Source organism: Draconibacterium halophilum (assembly GCF_010448835.1).
In the GTDB taxonomy this organism is placed as follows: Bacteria; Bacteroidota; Bacteroidia; order Bacteroidales; family Prolixibacteraceae; genus Draconibacterium; species Draconibacterium halophilum.
The window spans coordinates 4,503,988-4,526,585 of the sequence record NZ_CP048409.1 but is presented as its reverse complement, the minus strand read 5'-3'; the positions used below and the strand labels follow the sequence as shown (position 1 = coordinate 4,526,585).

The 22,598-nt window shown below is 39.7% G+C and carries 20 protein-coding genes; 8 read left to right on the top strand and 12 right to left on the bottom strand.

Going from position 1 to position 22,598, the window contains the following annotated elements:
* Window positions 1-214 precede the first annotated feature (214 nt).
* On the top strand, window positions 215-3,358 hold the full coding sequence (locus G0Q07_RS18470) for a SusC/RagA family TonB-linked outer membrane protein (protein ID WP_163348545.1): 3,144 nt from the start codon (window positions 215-217) through the stop codon (window positions 3,356-3,358).
* Window positions 3,359-3,380: 22 nt separating this feature from the next.
* Window positions 3,381-4,961, top strand: a complete 1,581-nt coding sequence (locus G0Q07_RS18465) for a RagB/SusD family nutrient uptake outer membrane protein (protein ID WP_163348544.1) — start codon at window positions 3,381-3,383, stop codon at window positions 4,959-4,961.
* A 121-nt stretch (window positions 4,962-5,082) separates the two neighbouring features.
* Here G0Q07_RS18465 and G0Q07_RS18460 read toward each other — a convergent pair whose 3' ends face one another.
* Both G0Q07_RS18460 and G0Q07_RS18455 read right to left on the bottom strand, forming a co-directional pair.
* A complete protein-coding gene (locus G0Q07_RS18460) occupies window positions 5,083-5,793 on the bottom strand; it encodes a LytR/AlgR family response regulator transcription factor (RefSeq protein ID WP_203532605.1) in 711 nt (236 codons plus the stop codon).
* A gap of 2 nt (window positions 5,794-5,795) precedes the next feature.
* A complete protein-coding gene (locus tag G0Q07_RS18455) occupies window positions 5,796-6,878 on the bottom strand; it encodes a sensor histidine kinase (RefSeq protein WP_163348543.1) in 1,083 nt (360 codons plus the stop codon).
* 217 nt (window positions 6,879-7,095) lie between these two features.
* Between G0Q07_RS18455 and G0Q07_RS18450 the strand changes: the two genes are divergently transcribed.
* Window positions 7,096-7,509, top strand: a complete 414-nt coding sequence (locus tag G0Q07_RS18450; RefSeq protein WP_163348542.1) for a MotA/TolQ/ExbB proton channel family protein — start codon at window positions 7,096-7,098, stop codon at window positions 7,507-7,509.
* Between the two features lie 42 nt (window positions 7,510-7,551).
* Here the strand turns inward: G0Q07_RS18450 and G0Q07_RS18445 are convergent, their stop codons facing one another.
* Genes G0Q07_RS18445 through G0Q07_RS18430 form a run of 5 tightly spaced genes read right to left on the bottom strand, consistent with a single transcriptional unit; the run spans window position 7,552 to window position 10,548 of the window.
* Window positions 7,552-8,238 carry a lipid-A-disaccharide synthase N-terminal domain-containing protein gene (locus G0Q07_RS18445; protein WP_163348541.1) on the bottom strand — a complete coding sequence of 229 codons (687 nt, stop codon included), beginning with the start codon at window positions 8,236-8,238 and terminating at the stop codon, window positions 7,552-7,554.
* Between the two features lie 60 nt (window positions 8,239-8,298).
* Window positions 8,299-8,814 carry a ribonuclease III family protein gene (locus tag G0Q07_RS18440; RefSeq protein ID WP_246223053.1) on the bottom strand — a complete coding sequence of 172 codons (516 nt, stop codon included), beginning with the start codon at window positions 8,812-8,814 and terminating at the stop codon, window positions 8,299-8,301.
* Window positions 8,763-9,029 (bottom strand): ribonuclease III family protein, encoded by a 267-nt coding sequence (locus G0Q07_RS20890; protein WP_246222935.1) that lies wholly within the window; start codon window positions 9,027-9,029, stop codon window positions 8,763-8,765. The genes G0Q07_RS18440 and G0Q07_RS20890 overlap by 52 nt, the downstream gene beginning before the upstream one ends.
* Window positions 9,030-9,035: 6 nt before the next feature.
* Window positions 9,036-10,277: a beta-ketoacyl-ACP synthase II gene (gene fabF, locus G0Q07_RS18435; RefSeq protein WP_163348540.1), complete on the bottom strand. Its 1,242-nt coding sequence runs from the start codon at window positions 10,275-10,277 to the stop codon at window positions 9,036-9,038.
* A gap of 37 nt (window positions 10,278-10,314) precedes the next feature.
* Window positions 10,315-10,548: an acyl carrier protein gene (locus G0Q07_RS18430; protein ID WP_045026237.1), complete on the bottom strand. Its 234-nt coding sequence runs from the start codon at window positions 10,546-10,548 to the stop codon at window positions 10,315-10,317.
* 183 nt (window positions 10,549-10,731) lie between these two features.
* Here G0Q07_RS18430 and purN point away from each other — a divergent pair, with 183 nt between their 5' ends.
* The 3 genes from purN (at window position 10,732) to rprY (ending at window position 13,675) form a co-directional block, all read left to right on the top strand.
* Window positions 10,732-11,316, top strand: coding sequence for a phosphoribosylglycinamide formyltransferase (purN, locus tag G0Q07_RS18425; protein ID WP_163348539.1), 585 nt, complete (start codon window positions 10,732-10,734; stop codon window positions 11,314-11,316).
* Between the two features lie 122 nt (window positions 11,317-11,438).
* On the top strand, window positions 11,439-12,983 hold the full coding sequence (locus G0Q07_RS18420; protein WP_163348538.1) for a sensor histidine kinase: 1,545 nt from the start codon (window positions 11,439-11,441) through the stop codon (window positions 12,981-12,983).
* Window positions 12,984-12,985: 2 nt separating this feature from the next.
* The gene (rprY, locus tag G0Q07_RS18415) at window positions 12,986-13,675 is read left to right on the top strand and encodes a response regulator transcription factor RprY (protein ID WP_163348537.1); all 690 of its coding nucleotides are present in this window, start codon (window positions 12,986-12,988) and stop codon (window positions 13,673-13,675) included.
* A gap of 162 nt (window positions 13,676-13,837) precedes the next feature.
* Here rprY and lepA read toward each other — a convergent pair whose 3' ends face one another.
* On the bottom strand, window positions 13,838-15,625 hold the full coding sequence (gene lepA, locus G0Q07_RS18410) for a translation elongation factor 4 (RefSeq protein ID WP_163348536.1): 1,788 nt from the start codon (window positions 15,623-15,625) through the stop codon (window positions 13,838-13,840).
* Between the two features lie 618 nt (window positions 15,626-16,243).
* Entirely contained in the window at window positions 16,244-17,251 is a 1,008-nt protein-coding gene (locus G0Q07_RS18405) for an aldo/keto reductase (protein ID WP_163348535.1), read from the bottom strand.
* 284 nt (window positions 17,252-17,535) lie between these two features.
* Here G0Q07_RS18405 and G0Q07_RS21135 point away from each other — a divergent pair, with 284 nt between their 5' ends.
* On the top strand, window positions 17,536-17,667 hold the full coding sequence (locus G0Q07_RS21135) for a hypothetical protein (RefSeq protein WP_262887977.1): 132 nt from the start codon (window positions 17,536-17,538) through the stop codon (window positions 17,665-17,667).
* 25 nt (window positions 17,668-17,692) lie between these two features.
* On the opposite strand, the gene G0Q07_RS18400 is transcribed toward G0Q07_RS21135, so the two are convergent.
* The 3 genes from G0Q07_RS18400 to kdsB form a co-directional block, all read right to left on the bottom strand.
* Window positions 17,693-19,882, bottom strand: a complete 2,190-nt coding sequence (locus G0Q07_RS18400; RefSeq protein ID WP_163348534.1) for a phospholipase D-like domain-containing protein — start codon at window positions 19,880-19,882, stop codon at window positions 17,693-17,695.
* A 78-nt stretch (window positions 19,883-19,960) separates the two neighbouring features.
* Entirely contained in the window at window positions 19,961-20,311 is a 351-nt protein-coding gene (locus tag G0Q07_RS18395) for a T9SS type A sorting domain-containing protein (RefSeq protein ID WP_163348533.1), read from the bottom strand.
* Window positions 20,312-20,388: 77 nt separating this feature from the next.
* Window positions 20,389-21,123 (bottom strand): 3-deoxy-manno-octulosonate cytidylyltransferase, encoded by a 735-nt coding sequence (kdsB, locus tag G0Q07_RS18390; protein ID WP_163348532.1) that lies wholly within the window; start codon window positions 21,121-21,123, stop codon window positions 20,389-20,391.
* 242 nt (window positions 21,124-21,365) lie between these two features.
* On the opposite strand from kdsB, the gene G0Q07_RS18385 reads away from it, so the two are divergent.
* Window positions 21,366-22,598, top strand: coding sequence for a sigma-54 interaction domain-containing protein (locus G0Q07_RS18385; RefSeq protein ID WP_163348531.1), 1,233 nt, complete (start codon window positions 21,366-21,368; stop codon window positions 22,596-22,598).

Sequence of the window (22,598 nt, the reverse complement as noted above, 5' to 3'; positions counted from 1 at the left end):
AAAAATTGAATAAATTGCGAAACTATTGGGTTAAAAAGAAACAATAATTAACACTTAATTTTTTAGAATTGCGATGTGTCTTAGTTTGTTCAGTTATACCTAAACCTGTTCGAACGAAAGATGCTGATTTGATTAAGTATTCAATTTTACGAAGGCATTTTGCCTAAAGCAATTGGATGCCAGTGAATTAAAATTACAAATTAATTTATTTTCTATGAAAAAACTTGCATTGCTTATTTTTTGTGCTCTATTAGTAGGAGTGCAATTTGCGAATGCACAGACAAAAAGAATTACAGGGACGATTACAAGTGCCGAAGACGGTATGTCGATCCCAGGAGTGTCTGTGATGGTAAAAGGAACAACGGTTGGAACAATTACCAATCTTGACGGTGTTTATGAAATTCAGGCTCCCGAAGACGCAGAAGTATTGATCTTCTCTTTTGTGGGAATGAAGACTATTGAAGCACCGATTAATGGTTCTGTAGTTAACGCGGTATTGGAACCCGATGTACTTGGCCTCGACGAGGTAATGGTGGTTGCCTTTGGTACCGCCAAAAAGGAGTCATTAACCGGATCTGCCGCTGTTGTTGGTCAAAAAGAAATTGAATCACGTTCTGTTTCTTCTGTAGCACAGGTTCTTACTGGTTCAACCACCGGTATTCAAACAACTGCCGGTTCCGGACAACCGGGTAGTTCGCCTGCAATACGTATTCGTGGTGTTGGAACCTTGAATACGTCTGCTTCTCCTCTTATTATTTTAGATGGTATTCAGTACGAAGGAAACATTTCCAGTTTGAATCCTGGCGATATTTCATCAATGACTGTACTTAAAGATGCTGCTTCTACAGCACTTTACGGATCACGTGCTGCAAACGGTGTTATTATTATTACCACCAAAACAGGTTCAAAAGGAGCTGAAAGTTTGAGAGTTTCACTAAAGGCTCAAGCGGGTGTAATCGGTCAGGCACTGCCAGATTACGAAGCTGTTAACGCACAGAATTACTACGAACTTCAGTCGGAGGCATTTGCACAGGCACGATACTGGTCGGGTAACAACGACAATATTGGTGATGCCAGAGCTTACGCCTACGAAAATATTTATTCACAGTTACGGTACAATCCTTTTGTTGGAGTTGCTAACGACCAAATTGTTGGATCGGATGGTAAAATTAACCCCAATGCTGTAGTTGGTTTCCCTGATCTTGATTGGTACGATGCTGCTAAGCAAACAGGTTACCGCCAAAACTATGATTTAAGCCTGGCAGGTGGTAGCGAAAAAACAAGCTATTATTACTCTTTGGGTTATTTAGATGAAAGAGGTTATGTTATAAAATCAGATTACGAACGTTTTAATACCCGTTTTAACATCGATTTTGATGTAAGAGATTGGTTTCAAATGGGATCAAATATTTATGGTACTTTAATTACCAGCAATATTGGTTCTTTGGAATCGGCAACATATGCTAACCCTTTCCGAAATGCACGAATGACAGCTCCTATTTATCCAATTTTTCTGGTTGATCAGGAAACCGGAGACTATATTCTGGACGGAGCCGGCGAAAAACAATACGATGATGGTGGTCTTCATTCACGGCCAATCAACGCCGGTAGGAACGCCATTGCCGAATTAAACTGGAATAACGATGACTACAAACGAAACAATGTAGGTAACCGGTCTTACGCCAAATTTACTTTGATGGAGGGACTTTCGGCAACTATTAATGCAGGTGTTGATATTCAAAACTACCATTATAAAGGTTTTGAAAATGCCGAAATTGGCGACGGTGCGCCAACCGGAAGGATGGACGAAAGCCGCTATAGAAGAACAACTGTTAACTTCAACCAGCTTGTTAATTATGAAAAAACAATTAACGAGCTGCATAATTTAAGTGTAATGGTTGGTCACGAATCGTATAAGCGCGAATACACTTACCAACGTGGTTTTAAAAACCAGTTTATTGTAGATGGTATTTACGAGTTGAACAATTTTGTTAATACGTCTACCAACACCAGTTATACTACCAATAAAACCACCGAAGGTTATTTTGCACGACTGAAATATAACTACGACAACAAGTACTATATTGAAGGTTCTTATCGTAGAGATGGTTCTTCTGCATTCCACAAGGATGTTCGTTGGGGTAACTTCTACTCCGTTGGTGGTAGCTGGAGAATTGACCAGGAAGAATTTATTAGCAGTGTAAATTGGGTAAACAACCTGAAATTAAGAGCTTCTTACGGTGAGGTTGGTAACGACAATATTGGTTCTTATGGTTACCAGGCACTTTACGAAACTTATCCTAATGCCGAAACTCCTGGTATTCGTTGGAGTACTGTAGGTAATACTGCTTTAGCCTGGGAGGTAAACAAAACTTTTGATATTGCAGTTGATTTTGCATTGTTCGATAAAATAAGCGGTACTTTAGAATGGTATAACAGAAAATCAGATGATCTTTTATACGAAATGCCTTTGCCGCCAACAATGGGCTTGTTGGATCAGCCACGAAATATTGCATCACTGGTTAACCGGGGGGTTGAAATTCACCTTCAGGGAGAAATTGTAAGAACCAGCGATTTTACCTGGAATATGAGTTTAATGGGATCGACTATCGATAACGAAATTACTTCTATTCCCGACCCATTTGTTAATGGAACAAAAAGATGGTCTGAAGGACATTCAATATACGATTTCTGGTTACGTAAATTCTACGATGTAAATCCTGAGAACGGAGCAACAAGGTTCCATGTTTGGGAAGATGTAACCAACGAAGCCGGTGAAGTAATTGGCGCTGAATTGGGATACGATGATAACGGCGAACCAGTTCTGACTGAAGATATGAATGATGCAGGTTACGGATATGTTGGAGCTTCAGCATTCCCAACTTTGCAAGGTTCAATCGGAAATAATTTCACTTTTAAAGGTTTTACATTAACCACACTTTTAACATATTCGTTAGGTGGCGAAATGTACGATGGTATTTACCGGGGAATGCTTGAATCAACAGTTGGCGAATCGTATCACCCTGACGTGATGAATTCATGGATGGAACCGGGCGATGTTGCAGCATTCCCGAGATTGCAATATGCCAATTCTGATTTATATGCAGCATCCGACTTCTTCCTTATTTCTTCAGATTATTTGAATATCAGAAACATTACTTTAAGCTACGATTTTTCGAATCAACTTATCAAAAATTGGGGCTTGGGACAGTTGAGTGTATTCGTAACCGGAGAGAACCTGTACATGTTTACTGCCAGAAAAGGACTAAACCCAACGTTTAACTTTTCAGGAACACAAGATGGCATGGCTTATAATCCTAGCAGATCTTTCATCTTAGGCTTTAACGTGCAATTTTAATCATTAGAAAAAGTATACTAAAATGAAGACAAAATATAAAATATTAACATTCTCGCTAATCTTTGCTTTTGCACTAGGCCTTAGCTCATGTAGCGAAGATTTTCTACAGACCGTTCCAACCGATTCGGTTTCAACTGAAATTGCTCTTGGAACAACCGATAACATGATGCTGGCTTTAAACGGAGTTCACCGTGCAATGTATGCGCAAAACGGAAGGATTAGTAATTATGCCGGAGAGCAGTTTATGATACCTACAGCAGAATATGGTGCAAGCGACGCTTTGCATTCAACAACCGGTAATGGTTGGCACAGAGCTCGTCTGCAATGGAACATGCATACCAACGCAACACGAACCGATGTTTCTTTTGTTTGGTACCATTATTACAATGTTATAGGCTCGGTTAATAATATTATCAATGCAGCAGAGGAATTACAACCTTCTGACGAGTTGGATAATGTTTTAGGACAAGCTTACACTTACAGGGCCTGGGCTCATTTTAACCTGGTTCGCTATTTCGGAAAAGCTTATATGATTGGAAATCCATCATCTGATTTGGGTGTACCAATTATGCTCGCTACCGAACCTCCTTACGAAGGATTGGAACGTAATACCGTTCAGCAAGTATACGATCAGATTATTACCGACCTTACAACTGCTTTTAGCCATTTTGAAGGTGCAACATCACGTAATGATTTATCTCATTTGAATATTGATGTAGCACGAGGTATTGCCGCAAGAGTTTATTTAACTATCGGCGACTGGCCTAATGCTGCTTCTTATGCAAATGCCGCCCGCCAGGATTATCCGTTAATGAGTGAATCAGAATACAAATCAGGATTTAACTCAATAAGCAATCCGGAGTGGATGTGGGGTTCTAAAATGATTCAGGATCAAACTTCTTACTACTATTCTTATTTCTATTATTGTTCAAATAACTTTAATGGATCGCAGAACAGAAGTAATCCAAAATTCATGAACCATAACTTGTACAACCAGATGTCGGAGACTGATTATCGGAGAGACCTTATTCTGGCCGATTGTCCAAGTACATTTGATGATTGGGATAGTGGTGAAAATGCAGGACGTTATGCAAGTGAAGAGGAATACGATGAAGCTGTTGCTGAGTATCGTGACATTGTAGATAACTCGAGCAGACATAACATGGTGCCTTATCTGCATATTAAATTGCAACAGGCTGATGGTCCTACTATTAGCCCAATGGACGTACTTCATATGCGTGCTGCCGAAATGTATTTAATTGAGGCCGAAGCGCTGGCTCACGACAATAGTAGTGCTGCGGCAGATGTATTGTTCGAGTTGGTATCGGCAAGAGATGCAGATTACGAAAAATCAACCAATACAGGTCAGGCGCTTATTGATGAAATTCTGCTGCAAAGAAGATTTGAGTTATTCCTTGAAGGACATCGTTGGTTCGATATGTTGAGAAACGATGAGGAGCTTGACCTTACAGGATCAGGTGCGAACCCTGACCTTTATTTAGACGGTTATAAGCAGGACAGACCAAGTGTAAATGACGATTGGATGTTCCGTATTCCTCAAAGGGAGTTGGATGCCAATCCGAACATGGCTCAAAACGACTAATGTTAGAATAAGCGTATAGTTTTTGTTATAAAAACTGAAAAAATATAGGAAACGGAGGAGTTTAGGCTCTTCCGTTTTTTTGTTTTTAGGAGTTTAATAAGTTGAATGGAATTTGAAACGTTTAGTGATTCGACAATAACTTCTGCACATCGGGTTTATAATTTCTACCAACAGGAAGTTTCTTTTGCCCAATTTCTACAAAGCCCGCACCAATCGATTCTATTTTTTCGATAGAAATAATGTAACCACGGTGAATTTGAATAAATCGTTTAGCCGGGAGTGTATTCTGAAGATGACTGATACGCTCTTTGGTTACAATTTTCTGATCGCAGGTGTAGGCAATCACGTAATCGCCAAGGCTCTCGAAATACAGGATGTCGGTCAGATTTACTTTGTGATGTTTTTTGTCGGCCTTCAGAAAGATAAAATCGCGGCTTGAACTATCTTTTTCGGGAGATGTTGCTGAATTGGTTGTAGGTGCTTGTAATTCCAGAAAATGGTTAATGGCTTTGGTGAAGCGCTCGAACGATATGGGTTTTAACAGGTAGTCTACCACGTTCAATTCGAAGGCGTCGATGGCATAATCGCGGTAGGCGGTAGTAAAAATAACTTTGGGTGCACGCGTCAAAGAGCGGATGAAATCGACACCCGTTATTTGTGGCATCTGTATATCGCAAAATAACAAATCGATAGCTTCCTTTTGCAGAATGGGCATAGCTTCCAATGCATTGCTGCACTCGGCAACAACCTCAAAATCGGTGAAAACCGAGAGGTGTTTCCGAATAACCCGAATGGCAATAGGCTCGTCGTCTATGATGATGCAGCGGTACATTATTAAGCTAATTCTAATGATAAAGTTACTGAAAAAGTAGCTTCTTTGTTGTCGATCTCCAGCTTGTGTTTTTTTGGGTAGAGCAATTCCAGCCTTTTTTTTACATTATTCAGCCCAATTCCTTTTGATGAATTGGCGATAGCTTGCATTGCCGGATTTTTTGAGTTTTCGATTTTGAATTCCAAGGTCGTATGCCGGGTTTTTAAACTTGTTGAAATCTGCGCCGATCCTGGATTTTGACTAACCCCGTGTTTAAATGCATTTTCAACAAAAGGTAAAAGGAGTAAGGGCGCAATTTGCAGGTTATTGGTATCTTCCGGGAAATCAACTTTAATGCTCAATTTCTCCGAGTACCTTAGTTTCTCTATGGCAATGTAGTTTTGCAGATTCGTAATCTCATCAAACAGCAATACCCGTTTTTCATTGCAGCGGTACAGAATATAATCAAGAATATCGGAAAGACGAAGCACCAATCCCGGGGCTTCGTCCGATTTTTCCATTGTTAACCCGTAAAGATTGTTCAAGGTGTTGAACAGAAAGTGAGGATGGATCTGGGCTTTTAGCAATTTTAGTTCGGCATCTTTTAACTTTAATTCGGTATTGAGTTTTTTACGTTCCAGCTCATTCTTTTCCTGTTGCATGAAGAAGGCTCGTTTTATCTGTTTTACGGCAATGGCAAAAAACACGATAAAATTCAATGAAACTACCTGGAGTTCGGGATGTAAAACAGCAGGTTCCAGCGATGCTTTAGTGTTTAATATATGGATTAGCGCATAAAAAACAATCAGAAACGACAACCAGGTTGAAATGAGCAGGGTAAAAAGACTGAGGGATAGAAAAGTGACGTAACGTTTGTTGCCAAGGTATTTAGGAATTAAAAGGTAGTTGAAAACAGAGCTTGTTAACACTGCAACTGGTAATAACCCAATGGTGAAGATAATGGAGACCTCAGGGAACTCACTGTTCCAGTTAAAGATAAGGAAATAGAAAAAACCAACAATTATCCAGAAAACAATATGGTAAGCGATACGGATTGTTTTCGAACGTTGGGCTTGCCAAATAATATGTTGTAGTTGCTCTGTCATTACTCAATAAAAGTAAAAAATAAGCTTGATTTTCGTTCTATAAAAGTTCAATCGATAAAATGCACGATAGTAAAGATGAACAACCATATCTATTTCCTGACCGCATTACTCTCCAAAAGTTGATGTTAAGTGCCGCTTTTGTGTTGTTGGGCGATAAAATTCTTTGGGATATGTAAATAAGATTTAGTTTGCATTTGTAACTTTAAAATCAAATAAAATGATTGGATTGGAAAAAGGAGACACTGGATTCGGATATTTGGTTCAGGCCTACAAAATAGGCGGACCATTTATGCATTGGATAACGTTATTCGGTCTTATCGCTCTGGGTATTACTGCCTGGAAAATTTTCGAAATCGTTACCAAAAAACAAGTGAATACAAAACTTGTAGGATTAATTAAAATGTCGTCGATGCTGGCATTAGCCACAGGCTTTTTATCGCAGGTGGTTGGTATTGTTCAGGCTCTGGAAGCCATTAAGGCTGCAGCCGACGTTTCGCCACAAATGGTTATGGGAGGAGCTATTGTGAGTTTTTATGCTCCTGTTTGGGGATTGATTGTATTTATTTTCACCCTATTGCTCTATTATATTGTAAAAGAGCTAATAAAAGCAAAAAGGCCCGAAAACAATTAAACAGAATGAATAACAATGAAGGTCGGTTTGAAGAAAACCGGCCTATTTAATTTTATCCGAAACCTTACCAATAACTTTATTCAGTACCGGAATTTTATTCAGCTTGTCGAATAAACTGCTTTTGCCGTAGTGCAACGAAATGTTTCTAATGTAGGTAAACAGTCCCAAACTGTGGGCTGCAAAAAGCACCGGATCGAGCCGAATAATAGAATAGGTGAAAATCATAAGCGAACCACAGGTGCTGATAATCCAGAAGCCAAGTGGGAATAACGATTCTTTTCTATTTTCGGAATGGATCCACTGGTAGAAAAAGCGGGAGATAAAAACCACTTGTGCGGCAGTTCCCCAAATCATCCAGAAAAGCGATACATTTTTGTTGTGAAGTATATTTGCAAAGTTGCCAGAGGTAAGCAGCCAAACCCAATAAGCTGTAGGAATAAGCAGCGCCAGTACTTTTATTGCCCAGTACATTTTGGTCCACACATTTTTTAACTGTAGGTTGCGAATATAAATGCCATACACCAGCGATTGCCCCATAACAATGGCAAAATCGTGGCGAAGAATACCATAGGTTAGCATCATTATTGAAGCTGCCAGGCTAATTTGCCAGTAAATTACCGGCGATATTACTACACCTTCTTTTTCCGATTTAAACCATTGCGCAATAGTGCGGATAAAGAATAATCCCTGGGCAAAAAAACCAAGTCCTATAATTAAAATGCTTTCCATGTATTGCTATTGCGAGGAAAATTAGATAAACCTAAGGATGTGCTTTACACACTGTGTTTATTACAGTTGGTCCAACTTTTTTAATGTCTCTTGTGCCGCATTTTGGTGGGCTTCTTTTTTCGACGTTCCCATGCCTTTTCCAACTTCCTTGTTGTCAATTTTTACCACCGCCTTAAATTTTGGCTGTTTCATTTTCTCGTCAGTTTCTTCGGTGGTTTCAAACACTATCTCACGCTTGTTTTTCTGGCTCCACTCAATCAACTGGCTTTTAAAATTCGAGTCTTCCTGCTCAATTTCATTCAGATCGACAAATTGCGGAAGAATTTTTTTAGTAACGAAATATTTAGCCGCTTTATAATCTTTGTCGAGGTAAATGGCACCGATAAGCGCTTCAAGTGCATCGCCGTAAATGTGGCTTTTGTCGATGGTTTTTGTAGTATTGGAATCGATAAAAATATGCAATCCCATTTCGTGTGTTAACTGGGTGAGAATGGAACGGTTTACCAGTTTTGAACGGGTTTTAGTTAAAAAACCCTCGTCTTCCTGCGGGAAACGGTTGTATAAAAAATCGGCAATAATAGCCCCAGAATAGCATCGCCAAGGTACTCTAAACGCTCGTTGTTTACGAAGTTGCCCTGCGAATCGACCATTGATGCCGACTTATGAATAAAGGCAAGATCGTATAAACGTAAATTCTGAGGGTAAAATCCCAACAGGTTTTTTAAAAACAAATAAAACTCTTTTCGATCAGACGAAAAGAGTTTTACTCGTTGTACTATTCTTCTAACCACAGTGTCCTATAGTTTTTTGAAAACTACTGTTGCATTGTGTCCACCAAAACCAAATGTATTGCTAATAGCAACATTGATATCCCTTTTTTTGGCTTTGTTGAATGTGAAATCCAACTTTTCGTCAATTTCAGGATCTGGTGTAAAGTGGTTGATTGTAGGTGGTACAATGCCTTCTTGCATGGCAAGAACACTTGCAAGACCTTCAACAGCTCCAGCGGCACCCAAAAGGTGACCAGTCATTGATTTGGTTGCACTGATGCTTAAGTTATAAGCATCTTCACCAAACAATTTTCCAATAGCCTTAGGTTCTGCAATATCGCCAAGTGGAGTTGAAGTACCGTGAACGTTAATGTAATCAACGTCTTTAGTTGTCAACCCTGCGTCTTCCAATGCCCATTTCATAACCAAACCTGCACCTCGTCCCTCGGGATCAGGAGCAGTCATATGATAAGCATCGGCCGACATTCCACCACCTGCAAGTTCTGCATAAATTTTTGCTCCACGCGCTTTCGCATGTTCGTATTCTTCAACTATAAATGCTGCAGAACCTTCACCCATAACAAAACCATCACGGTCTTTATCAAATGGGCGCGAAGCAGTTTTTGGATCGTCATTACGTGTTGAAATAGCTCTCATTGAGTTGAATCCGGCTATACCAGCTTCGTTAACACCTGCTTCAGAACCTCCGGTGAGTATGATGTCGGCTTTTCCCAAACGAATGTTGTTTAAAGCGTCGATCAATGCGTGAGATGCTGATGCACAGGCACTAACAGTTGTGTAGTTCGGCCCTCTGAATCCATACTTTATTGAAACTAATCCACCTGCAATGTTTGCAATCATTTTAGGGATAAAAAACGGAGAAAAACGAGGACGCTCCTCTTTGTAAGCTCTAACTTCTTTGTGGAAAGTTTCTAAGCCTCCAATTCCTGCACCCCAAATAACGCCTACTCGGTCACCGTTAACTTTTTCCAGATCGAGGCCACAGTCTTCAATAGCCTGAGCCGTGCTTGCAAATGCATACTGCGTATACAGATCGTATTTGCGGATTTCCTTTTTCTCCATGTACTGGAGAGGATCAAAGTTTTTAAGCTCGCATGCAAATTTAGTAGCATGAAGCGCAGGATCGAAGTGGGTTATAGGCCCAGCTCCGCTTACTCCATTCTTTAGATTCTCCCAATACTCTTCAACGGAATTCCCTAAAGGATTAACGGTTCCAACACCGGTTATTACTACCCGTTTAAATTCCATAAATGAATTCTATGAATATAACTTCTTTTGCTAAAAATTAGAGGGCAGCTTCAATGTGAGCAACTGCTTCACCTACTGTAGAAATTTTTTCTGCCTCATCGTCTGGAATAGCAAGATCAAATTCTTTCTCAAATTCCATAATCAATTCAACTGTGTCAAGTGAATCAGCACCAAGGTCGTTAGTGAAAGATGCTTCTGTAGTTACTTCACTTTCGTCAACACCTAATTTATCAACGATTATTGCTTTTACTTTTGCTGCAACGTCAGACATAATTCTTAATTTTAATTAATACTAAATTTTGTTTTAAATAAATCGCTGCAAAGTAATACATTTACACTTTAAATCTCCAAGAAAAAAATTAAAAAAGATGTTAACGTAGCAACGCAGATAACTATTAACCACCTAAAATTGAACGAATTGTTTAAAAGTTCTAAAGTATAAAGAAACGTTAAAATGGAACAAAAGAGGATTGCAGTCTTTGCTTCAGGGTCGGGAACCAATGCTGAGAATATTTTTAAGTACTTTCTTGGTAATGAAAAAATTAAGATCGATTCCTTGTGGTCAAACAAATCTGACGCCTATGCATTGGTAAGGGCAAAAAAGCATGGGGTAGAAACCTTTGTGTTTAATCGTGCCCAGTTCTATAATACCAATGAAATTGTTGAAACATTAAGAAATCGTAAAGTGAATGTTATCGTGCTGGCAGGTTTTTTGTGGCTCATCCCTGATAATCTGATTGAAAACTTCACAATCATTAATATTCATCCGGCTTTGCTGCCTAGATACGGAGGTAAAGGAATGTACGGAATGTACGTACACAAAGCTGTGGTTGAAAACAAAGAAACGCACTCGGGGATCACTATTCATTACGTAAATCAACATTACGATGAAGGAAAAATCATTTTTCAGGCAAAATGCAAAGTGTTACCCGGTGATACTCCGGAAAAGGTAGCAGAAAAAGTACATGAGCTGGAATACGAACATTATCCCTCGGTTATTGAACAGGCCTTAGGTGGTAATAACTATGAAAATAGCTAATAAACGTCAATTAATGACCATAAATGCGATGGGTTGGTTAATTAATTTTACAAATCACAATATCCTGTTAAATAATGTTAAGTGCCATATTCTCAGCAATTCAATAAAATTATCTTTGTTGCATGAGTCGTAAAATGCTAATAACATTAATTGTGTTGATGGCGGTTGTGCTGTCGGGGTTGATATTGGTCCAGGGATCGATGATCAAATCAGCATCTGATATTAGGGAAGAGCAGTTTAACCAGTTAGTGGCTAATGCATTAGATATGGTTGCGGTGCAGTTAGATTTGGATGAACAGCGACTGGCACGCGAATATGCAAGCCGCGGAATAATACCGGGACAGAAAAATAACCCAGATGAATTTAGTAACGTTTTTCCACGAAATAGCATGGCGCAAGCAACGGTAAGTTTTCAGCTCAGCTATTCTCAGGGTAACGTTTACGGGCAGATGGAAGAAAACTATAAAGCTGATGTGGCCGACTCGTTAAAAGTTAGTGCCATTTCGCAAATGCAACGATTTCTTGAGGAAAGCCTTGAGCAAGAGCGAAGAAGGCAGCAGTGGCTTCGTGATGCTGATTGGAAAAACTACGAGATTTTATTAGAAGACAGATCTATTGAAGAACGAATTGATTCTGCACGATTGGAATTATTTCTGAAAAACGCATTAGCACAAACCGAAATCGATCTGGACTATAAGTATGCCATCAAAAATTCAACTTTGGGAAAAGACCGGATAATTTTTGGTGACAAAGAATATGAACCCGGTAATAAAATGAAAGAATATCCGCAGTTACTTTTTCAAAGCGATTACAGCGGGTCAAAACCAAATTATTTGAACATTTATTTTCCCGAGCGCAGAAAATACCTGGTAAAACAGACCGGTTTAACCATCATCCCAACATTTATATTAACCGGATTGCTGATTGCGATTTTTGCTTATGCTTTAATGGTGATTATGCGCCAGAAAAAGCTGTCGAACATTAAAAACGACTTTATTAATAACATGACGCACGAGTTGAAAACGCCAATTTCAACCATTTCGCTGGCTAGCCAAATGTTGCAAGACGGCAGTGTTACAAATACGCCTTCGATTATTGCACATGTATCAAACGTTATTAACCAGGAAAGCAAGCGTTTGGGTTTTCAGGTAGAAAAAGTATTGCAGATGGCAGTTTTTAACGAAGGACGTTTAAAATTAAAATTCAGAGAGTTTGATGTAAATAAGATGGTAAAAACAGTAACCGCTAACTTCGAGTTGAGGGTTAACAATAAAAACGGAACACTTCATACCGAAATTTCAGCAGATAGGGCACATATTAAAGGAGATGAGGTGCATATTACAAATGTTATTTTTAACTTGCTTGACAATGCCATGAAATACAGCAAAGAAATACCTGAGATTTGGGTGAAGACTGAAAATCGAAAAGATCAGGTTCTTATTTCTGTTCAGGATAATGGCATTGGAATTGCTAAAGAACATCAAGATCAGATTTTTGATCGCTTTTACCGGGTGCCAACAGGAAATGTACACGATGTAAAAGGATTCGGTCTGGGATTAAGTTATGTGAAGAAGATTATCGACCTTCACAACGGAACAATAAAAGTTGAAAGTGCATTGAATAAAGGAACAACGTTTAAAATATATTTCCCACAAATAAGTAATTAAACATGGAACAAAAAACAAAATTATTACTGGCAGAAGACGACGAGAATTTAGGCTTGTTGCTAAAAGAATATTTAGTTGCAAAAGGGTACGATGCAGAACTTTACCCCGATGGTGAAGCGGCTTACAAAGGTTTTATGAAAGAGCATTTTGACATTTGTGTTTTGGATGTGATGATGCCCAAAAAAGATGGATTTACACTGGCAAAAGATATACGCATTATAAATGCCGACATTCCGATTATCTTCTTGACAGCGAAAAACATGAAAGACGATGTACTCGAAGGTTTTCAGCTGGGGGCCGACGATTATATTACGAAGCCTTTTAGTATGGAAGAACTGATTATGCGTTTGGAGGCGATTTTGCGTCGTACTTCGCAAGAAGGACAAGCCAGCGCTCAGCAGGTTTTTACGCTAGGAAAATTTACTTTCGATACCAGAAAGCAGACGCTTACTGAAGGCGAAAATACGGTAAAACTAACGACAAAAGAATCGGATCTGTTGAAGTTGCTTTGCCAGAATGCAAACAAAGTGCTGGAAAGAAATTACGCCTTAAAGTCGATTTGGATAGATGATAATTATTTTAATGCACGTAGTATGGATGTTTATATTACCAAATTACGCAAGCACTTAAAAGAAGAACCTACAGTGGAAATTATAAATGTACACGGTAAAGGTTATAAACTGATTGTTTGATAAAACGAAACGAGCATATAAAATATTCATACCCAATAGGATGATTAAAACGTATGCGAGTTACTTACTATACCGCTAAAAACAAACAAAATATTTACGTATGAAATAGCATAAAAAAAGCCTGATAATTTTATCAGGCTTTTTTTATGATTTTGATTTGCTTTAATCCAGTTTCAGTACGGCAAGGAAAGCTTTTTGAGGTACTTCAACATTACCCACTTGTTTCATTCGTTTCTTTCCTTTTTTCTGCTTCTCCAACAGTTTTCGTTTGCGCGTGATATCGCCACCATAACATTTTGCTGTTACATCTTTTCGTACAGCTTTAACAGTTTCGCGGGCAATAATTTTTGCACCTATAGCTGCCTGAATGGCGATGTCGAACTGTTGTCTCGGAATCAGCTCTTTCAGCTTTTCGCACATCCGGCGTCCAAACGTATAAGCATTATCGAAGTGAATTAATGTCGACAATGCATCAACCATTTCTCCGTTCAACAATATATCTAATCGCACAAGTTTGGCTGGTTTGTAACCACTCATGTGGTAATCAAAAGAAGCATAACCTTTTGATATACTTTTTAGTTTGTCGTAAAAGTCGAATACGATTTCACCTAAAGGAAGGTTGAAAACAAGTTCGGCGCGCTCGGCTGTCAGGTAATTCTGGCTGATCAGTTCGCCACGTTTGTCGAGACACAATGTCATTACCGGCCCGATAAATTCCGATGCCGTAATAATATTTGCCCTGATGTATGGTTCTTCTATTTCTTCAACCGTTGTAGAAGCCGGCATTCCCGAAGGATTGTAAACGGTCAAATCGCTTCCGTCGGTAAGGTGTGCCAGGTACGAAACGTTGGGTACCGTTGTAATAACGTTCATATCGAACTCGCGTTCCAATCGTTCCTGAATAATTTCCATGTGCAATAAGCCCAAGAAACCGCAGCGAAATCCAAATCCAAGCGCTGCCGAAGCTTCCGGCTCAAATGTTAAGGATGCATCGTTTAGCTGCAATTTGTCCATTGCATTGCGTAGGTCTTCGTAATCATCAGCGTCAATTGGGTAAACGCCGGCAAAAACCATCGGTTTAACTTCCTCAAAACCTTCAATGGCTTTATCGCAGGGGTTTGCCACATGGGTAATAGTGTCACCAACTTTAACCTCTTTGGCTGTTTTAATTCCCGAAATTATGTACCCAACCGCACCTGGGCCCAGTACATCGCGTGGTTGCATGCTGAGTTTTAACACACCTACTTCGTCGGCATTGTATTGTTTCCCGGTGGCCACAAATTTCACCAGGTCTTTTTTCCGAATCTCACCATTCTGAATTTTAAAATAAGCAATAATTCCACGAAACGAGTTAAAAACCGAATCAAAGATTAATGCCTGTAATGGTGCTTTCGCATCGCCTTTCGGATGTGGTATCTTATAAATAATATGATCCAGAATGTCCTGAATTCCTTCGCCTGTTTTTCCGCTGGCCCGAATAATATCTTCCCGCTTGCAACCAATCAAATCGATAATTTGATCCTCTACAACTTCGGGCATGGCGTTGGGTAGATCCATTTTATTAAGTACAGGAATAATTTCCAGGTCGTGTTCAATGGCCAGGTATAAGTTCGAGATGGTTTGTGCCTGAATTCCCTGTGTTGAATCGATAATCAACAAAGCGCCTTCGCAAGCGGCAATCGATCTCGAAACCTCGTACGAAAAATCCACGTGTCCCGGAGTATCGATCAAATTTAATTTATATGGCTCGCCCTCGTGCACGTAATCCATCTGAATAGCGTGGCTTTTTATGGTAATTCCTCGCTCCTGTTCCAGATCCATACTATCGAGTACCTGATCGTGCATTTCACGTTCGGTAACCGTATGGGTATGTTCCAAAAGGCGGTCAGCCAATGTACTCTTTCCGTGATCGATGTGTGCTATGATGCAAAAGTTTCTAATTTTCTCCATTTACTACCTCTTAACAACCATTCACTTAAATGGTTCCTTCTATTTTGCGCAAAGATATTCTAATTTTTGATATAAATTAAGGGTGTTACTGATGCTGGTGATTTAATTTGAAAGATAAATTTGGTAATAAATGAATAGACGGCAGAGTAGGCGTCAATCCATGCTCTTTTGCAGAGTCTGGCAACATTCAGGGTGTTTATATTATTCAAAATTAGCTATGGGAAAAGTGGGACAGATTTGTCTCAGGACGAATGATGCGAAGAGGTTTTTTAACTGTTGCGCAAATTGCTGTTTAATAATACTCCTCCTTCGATATCTTCAAAAGTTATTATCAAGGTTCCGTCAGAAACAGTGACGTTTCGCTACACAGGAAGCTATATTTTAAGCATGCATTTAAATCAGCGCGATTAACTCTGGTTTATCTTCCAGGAATTAACTTTTGGCATAGTATTTGTAATTTATTTGTTGTCTTGAAAACAATTAAACTGAATGCTTTTTTAAGCATTCAGAAAACAGATTAGAAACAAAATACTTCACAGCAATTTGCTGTTTTTTCATAAGTTTGGTTTAGTTAGGTTTAGTTTGAATCCCGGCAGCAGAGGCGCCGGGATTTTTCTTTCATACCTCTTTTTGCTTAAAATATTCAATTTCTCCGGATAGCGCAAGAGGTTTTACTTTGTCGATAAGGTTTTGTTTTTCTGCTTCCGATAATTTTGCAAACGAACGCGCCAGCGCTATCTTTTCACGCATGTATGTTGCGTTCTCGTTACCCGATATCAATACCGAAACCGGTAGCGACCAAACAAAGTGCATGGCTTCTTTTATGCTTACATAGTTCGGAATTACAGGGTCTTCAGATGTCCAGTTCGCTTCTTTCTTTGTTGAAAAGAATCTTCCGTCAGCCAGCGATTTCATAGCTAAAACTCCCATGTTGCGGTCCAAAGCCTTTGGCATAACGTTCTCAATAAAACTAAAATAAGATGCATCAAGCAGGTTTACCGGCATTAGTAATGCGTCGAAAATATCACTTGTTTTAGTTTGTTCGAGCATTTGTGTGTGGGCAAAAGGATTTTGATGGCCCGTAAATCCCAGGTATTTAATTTTCCCATCTTGTTTGGCTTTTAAAAGCACATCCAAAACACCATTGTTAATTCTGTTGTCTACATCTTCGGGGGTTTGTATAGCGTGAACCTGGTAAAGGTCAATCTGGTCAACTTTTAGTCTTCGCAACGAACCCTCCAGGTGTTCTTGTACTGCTTTTGCATCGCGTCCTGTTGATTTTGTCATCAGGAAAATCAGGTCGCGGTATTTTGGCGTAAGGAATTTCCCATAACGCTCTTCGCTTGTTCCGCTGGAATAACTTTCTGCTGTGTCGAAGAATCGAACACCGCCTTCAAGTGATGCTTCTATTACTTCTTGTGCATCTCGTTCGGTGGTCCATCCAATGTGGTAGCCGCCTGTGCCAAGCATGGTAACTTGCTCACCGGTTCTTCCTAGTTTTCTTTTTGGCAGCACCTCACCTAATCTGTCACCCGTTTCTTGTTCGGTTGCCATGGTCCCTGATGCCAGGCTAATTCCTGCAGTAGCTCCTGCAAGCGATTTTAAAAATGATCTCCTGTTGGTCATAGTTATTAATTTTTAGTCTTTCCTTTTTAATACTTATTATTTGAGAAAAAGTTCTCTTTTAAGCATGCGTCAAGAATAATCATGCAGATTTTGTTGATTTACACTATGACTAAAACTAATTAAGATAGCTTGTGTTCAATAGCTTGCAAAAATGATTGATCATTCGATACTTCATACACCATGGCTGACCATGATTTAGGACGGGAAGGAGCTGATGGCGGTATTCCTACGTTGGAGCAACCATCGAGATCTTGAAACTAATGCGCCAAAACAACGGGTCAAACGTGAAATTAAAAGCTGCGGGAGGTGTTCACACGCTCGATGGCTTATTGGCAGTGCGGGAAGAAGGTTGCGCATCTTGTGGAGTTACGACAACAGTTGCAATACTTGAAGATGCAAAAAAAACGATTCGGTGAATAGATAAAAAAACAGCCTTTTTTATTATTTTTTCAAGATTTTATAGGTGTTATAATCACCGTTGTTTAATTCCACTTTAAGCAGAAAAAGACCGGATGAATTACTTGGCAGATTAAATTCTGCAGTATTTTCATTTGGAAGTAATTCGGCAATTTTTGAACCGGTGCTGTTGAAAATTGAAATTCTGGCAATGGCTCTGTCTGCATTTATTGCCAATCTTCCTTTGGTTGGGTTGGGATATACCTTAATCGAAGTTGATTGTATTATTTTAGTGGATAAAACCAGGCTACCATTGTTTAGTTGGAACCGGTATGCAAACTGCTGGTAATATTGGTTGGCAATATCAGCATCGTGAACAATCAGTGTATTTTCATCGTTTCGGTCATTGGCCGAATTACTCCAGTTGTGGCTGCCGGTTATAACCTGCGGATCAGAATCAGCATTGTTGGCATCAATTAGTGCAACTTTGTGGTGCAACATGCCAGCGGCATCATCAAGAACATATTTATTGTCGGGCAGCGTGCTTCCCAGAAACGAAGGAGTATATTCATTTTCTTCCTCCATTAAAACATTAACATTAACACCACGGTTGTACGCATCGATTATTGCATTGGCTAAATCAGATCGAGTCATCAACATCGTTTCAATATCCAACCCAAAGTCGGCTGTGTTTATTGAGTTTATTAGTTGCTGATTTGTATTGTCGGATGGACTGAAATAGCAGGAAACAAGTTTGCCTCCAATCAGTAGCTGGTGTGGTGTATTCTTAATTTTATCCGCTCCGAATTTTGCATTTTCAGCATCCGGCTGCATGGTGTTGCTTCCCCACATTTCTTCAAATTCTACCTGGTAAACTTTTGCCAGCGACTGGTCTTGAATAAAGATCATATTGTTGCTGTCGTGTGTTAGCTGATCTGGCGTAAGGTTTGTCGATCCAGACCAAACCCAGGCCGCGTTGGCGTTTGCAGAATTTGCATCGAAGACGATAAATTTGTTGTGCATTATTCCACCTTCATTTAGTTCCGGTCGTTCCAACACAGGGATATTATCATTTAAATCGTAAACACTAGCATGGCTGGTAGATTCGCAAGTGATAAAACGAATTGTAACGCCGCGGTCGTAAGCGGCATTCAGTGCATCCGATATTTTTGAATTGTTGATGTTGTAAATACAAAAATCGATTGATTCATTAGCCCTGCTAATGTAGGCAGCCAGTGTGTCGGCCATAAAATCGTCAATGTTGGGGGCAACGGTTGTCTCGGCATATGTTTCATCAATTTCGGTATTGAAGTAAACTTTTATATCTCCCGAAGAATTTGAATTGCTTACAAAGGCACCGATGGCAGAAAATGCGGTATCGCCTTCGTTAACCGAAAAAGCCTGGATATAAACGATCTCCGAACTTTCCAACCCTGTAACCTTTGCCTGGTGGGTATATTCATCTGAACTAACCGCTGACTGGCCACTTGCATAAGCTGTTAAGGCTGATTCCTCCATGATTGATCCGTAGCGGATTTCAGAACTGCCATCCACATCGGTGTTCCATTCAACGGTAATCGAGCTTGTTGTGGTTTCAACAGCTTCAAGTGCTGTGGTAAGCTGGATGTTGGTATCGAAAATAAAATCGTCGGCATCGCGCGGAAGGAGTTGATACGTAGAGTAATACTGCGAGCAAATGGAAACCAGGTCGAATGTGCCGGTTGGGATAGCCTGCCCAACAAGCGGGCTGCTTGCGTTAATCCGTAATTCTGCGGTTTCATTACCGTCGGTAAACGAGTAGTTTTCGTTGCCGGCAAACTGACCGCCTGCGTTTACAATTTCAACATTATTGATGCGAACCAGTTCTGCTTCGTAATCTTCACTGATATCTATGACGCTGATTTCCTGTGGTGCAGGTAGCTGCTGTCCCGATGCGTGAACAGAAAAACTGGCAACCGGACTAATTTCCAGCAGGCTGTTAAAATCATATAATTCGCCGGTTACAGTAATGGAATCTCCGCGTTGTATCCCAGATAGATTATCATTATCGTATATGCCAATTCCCCCGGAATCATCTTGAATATATCTAATGGGGCCAAGTTCGGCGCCGTTAGTTATTATTCCGGATACAGTAACTCTCGACCGGATTGGTTCCTGGCGTGCCTCGTTAATACTTGTTTGAGCCAGCAGCTCAACGCTTATAAAAAGAAATAAAATGAATGTAGAGATTTTCACAACTTGCAATTTAATTTTCACGTGAAAGTAATTAAATACTGTTGTTAAATACAGGGGAAAAAGAAAATTGTTCAAAAATTAATTCCTTGATATCATCAGCTTTTTTACGGTGCGTTTATTATCCGTTGTTGTGATTTGAATAAGGTAAATACCGTTTGGAATTTCGTTAAGTTGCAGCTGTATTTTTGGAGTAGGGAAGTCATACTCTTTCAAATAAACCTGTTTGCCAGTAATATTTGTAAGACGAATTTCGCTGATGTCTTTTGACGAATAATCGATGGTAACCTTATTATTTTTACAAGGATTTGGGTAGACTTTTACATCTTTTGTTGTGTCTTTTTCATTTTGAAATGTAGTGAATCCCGGGTCTTGCGCAAAAGACTGTGATGCAATAAATAAGGTAAGAAAGAGAAGTATAATATATTTCATGGCAGTGCTGTTTAATTGTTTCCTAATGCATGTACAGCAAATTACATGCCTGTTTATAATTTAACGACAGGAAAAAATTAAAACAGTTGCAACGCGGCTTCTAAATCTTCGGGTGTATCAATCCCGATGGTGGCAGAAGTTGTTTCTGCCGTTTTTATTTTGAATCCGTTTTCGAGCCAGCGCAATTGTTCCAGCGATTCGGCCAGCTCCAGTTCTCCTTGCGAAAGCCGGGTGATTTCCTGTAGCACTTCTGCTTTAAAAGCATACATCCCGATGTGGCTCCAGAATGAATGTTTTGTTACCCACTTTTTATTCTCTTCTCCACGGAAGAATGGTATGGGCGAACGACTAAAATACATTGCAAAATCATTTTTGTCGAGCACCACTTTAGGGCGGTTCGGATTAAAAAGTTCATCTTCCGAATCTACTTTTTTTACCAGCGTTGCAATTTCTGTTTCGCTTTCAAAACACGATTTAAGCAGTTCTATTTGTTCAGGTTTTACAAAAGGTTCATCTCCCTGGATGTTTACAACAATATCGAAGTCGCGGTTTTGGGCGATTTTTAATGCCGCCTCTGCACAGCGGTCGGTGCCGCTTTGGTGCGTTGGAAGTGTTTTTACCACCTCGCCGCCAAATGATTTTACTGCATCGAAAATACGATTGTCATCGGTAGCAACGCATACATAAGGAAGTGCTTTTGATGCATTTTCGTAAACCCACTGAATCATGGGTTTGTCCTTAATTTTTGCCAGCGGCTTTCCCGGAAATCTCGATGATTGATAGCGTGCAGGTATAATTCCAATGAAGTTCATTCTTCTCCGTTTAAATTCTCTTACAATTGGGTTTTCGAACAATTTGTCAGAAATCTTTCCCGATGCATCAAAGATAATAATCACTTAAGATATTCTCTGCATTGTGCAGTAAATATGTTAGAACGGGATTTTAAAAATATAAATGACTTAAGAAACAAAAACTAAAAAAACTTAATTATGACTGACTTTCTGTCATTGCCATTGAAAAATTGTAAATTTGCGAGTTGTTGACTAAATACAATATGGAAATACAAGCAATAAAACAAAGATTTGGAATAATAGGAAACGCCGCCGGAATAATCCGCTCGATTGAAGTCGCCGTTCAAGTGGCACCAACGGATTTGTCGGTTTTGGTAACCGGAGAAAGTGGTGTTGGTAAGGAAATATTCCCGCAAATTATACATCAGTTTTCTACCCGTAAGCATGGAAAATACATTGCCGTAAACTGTGGCGCTATTCCTGAGGGAACGATCGATTCGGAATTATTCGGGCACGAAAAGGGAGCATTTACCGGAGCACTTGCCGACCGGAAAGGATATTTCCAGGAAGCTGACAACGGAACAATTTTTTTGGATGAAATTGGTGAGTTGCCTTTGTCTACTCAGGTGCGATTGCTGCGTGTGCTGGAAACCGGCGAATTTATGAAAGTTGGATCCTCGCAGGTAATAAAAACCAATGTTCGGGTAGTTGCAGCAACCAACATAAATATTCCGAAAGCAATTGAAGAAGGAAAGTTTCGTGAGGATTTGTTTTACCGTTTAAATACAGTGCCCATTGCAGTTCCTCCATTGCGCGAGCGACCTGATGATACGATTTTGTTGTTTCGTAAATTTGCACGCGATTTTGCCGAAAAATACAGGATGCCACCTGTTCGTTTAGATGAAGAAGCCCGCGCGCTTTTAGTAAATTATCGTTGGCCGGGAAACATTCGGCAGTTAAAGAATATTACCGAACAGATATCGATAATTGAACAGGAGCGGGATATTACGGCTGATGCCTTACGTCCGTATTTGCCCGTTGGCGGAGGAGCTAATTTGCCGGCTTTGCTGGCAAGGGAGGAGGATAATAAATCGTTTGCCAACGAACGCGAAATATTGTATAAAGTTCTTTTTGATATGAAGAACGATGTGAATGACCTGAAAAAACTGGTGCTGGATTTAATGGAAAACCGCGACGCGCCAATTTCCGGCGATCAGGCACAAATAATCAGGAATTTGTACAATACCGACGATGGTAATTTTGTGGCAAAAGAACAGATGTCGAATCCAATACACATTTCCTCGGTTGATAAAGATAATATTCAGGATACAGAGGAATTTGTTGAAGAATCGCTTTCTTTGGCCGATAAAGAAATTGAGTTGATTCAGAAAGCACTGGAGAAACACCGCGGGAAAAGAAAATATGCCGCTCAGGAATTGGGAATTTCAGAACGGACATTGTACCGCAAAATTAAAGAATACGATATTAAGGGATAG

Excerpts from the sequence above, each read along its gene's own strand:
- G0Q07_RS18470 (WP_163348545.1), top strand. The coding sequence starts at position 215 with ATGAAAAAACTTGCATTGCTTATTTTTTGTGCTCTATTAGTAGGAGTG.
- G0Q07_RS18465 (WP_163348544.1), top strand. The coding sequence starts at position 3,381 with ATGAAGACAAAATATAAAATATTAACATTCTCGCTAATCTTTGCTTTT.
- G0Q07_RS18460 (WP_203532605.1), bottom strand. The coding sequence starts at position 5,793 with ATGTACCGCTGCATCATCATAGACGACGAGCCTATTGCCATTCGGGTT.
- G0Q07_RS18455 (WP_163348543.1), bottom strand. The coding sequence starts at position 6,878 with ATGACAGAGCAACTACAACATATTATTTGGCAAGCCCAACGTTCGAAA.
- G0Q07_RS18450 (WP_163348542.1), top strand. The coding sequence starts at position 7,096 with ATGATTGGATTGGAAAAAGGAGACACTGGATTCGGATATTTGGTTCAG.
- G0Q07_RS18445 (WP_163348541.1), bottom strand. The coding sequence starts at position 8,238 with ATGGAAAGCATTTTAATTATAGGACTTGGTTTTTTTGCCCAGGGATTA.
- fabF (WP_163348540.1), bottom strand. The coding sequence starts at position 10,277 with ATGGAATTTAAACGGGTAGTAATAACCGGTGTTGGAACCGTTAATCCT.
- G0Q07_RS18430 (WP_045026237.1), bottom strand. The coding sequence starts at position 10,548 with ATGTCTGACGTTGCAGCAAAAGTAAAAGCAATAATCGTTGATAAATTA.
- purN (WP_163348539.1), top strand. The coding sequence starts at position 10,732 with ATGGAACAAAAGAGGATTGCAGTCTTTGCTTCAGGGTCGGGAACCAAT.
- G0Q07_RS18420 (WP_163348538.1), top strand. The coding sequence starts at position 11,439 with ATGAGTCGTAAAATGCTAATAACATTAATTGTGTTGATGGCGGTTGTG.
- rprY (WP_163348537.1), top strand. The coding sequence starts at position 12,986 with ATGGAACAAAAAACAAAATTATTACTGGCAGAAGACGACGAGAATTTA.
- lepA (WP_163348536.1), bottom strand. The coding sequence starts at position 15,625 with ATGGAGAAAATTAGAAACTTTTGCATCATAGCACACATCGATCACGGA.
- G0Q07_RS18405 (WP_163348535.1), bottom strand. The coding sequence starts at position 17,251 with ATGACCAACAGGAGATCATTTTTAAAATCGCTTGCAGGAGCTACTGCA.
- G0Q07_RS18395 (WP_163348533.1), bottom strand. The coding sequence starts at position 20,311 with ATGAAATATATTATACTTCTCTTTCTTACCTTATTTATTGCATCACAG.
- kdsB (WP_163348532.1), bottom strand. The coding sequence starts at position 21,123 with ATGAACTTCATTGGAATTATACCTGCACGCTATCAATCATCGAGATTT.
- G0Q07_RS18385 (WP_163348531.1), top strand. The coding sequence starts at position 21,366 with ATGGAAATACAAGCAATAAAACAAAGATTTGGAATAATAGGAAACGCC.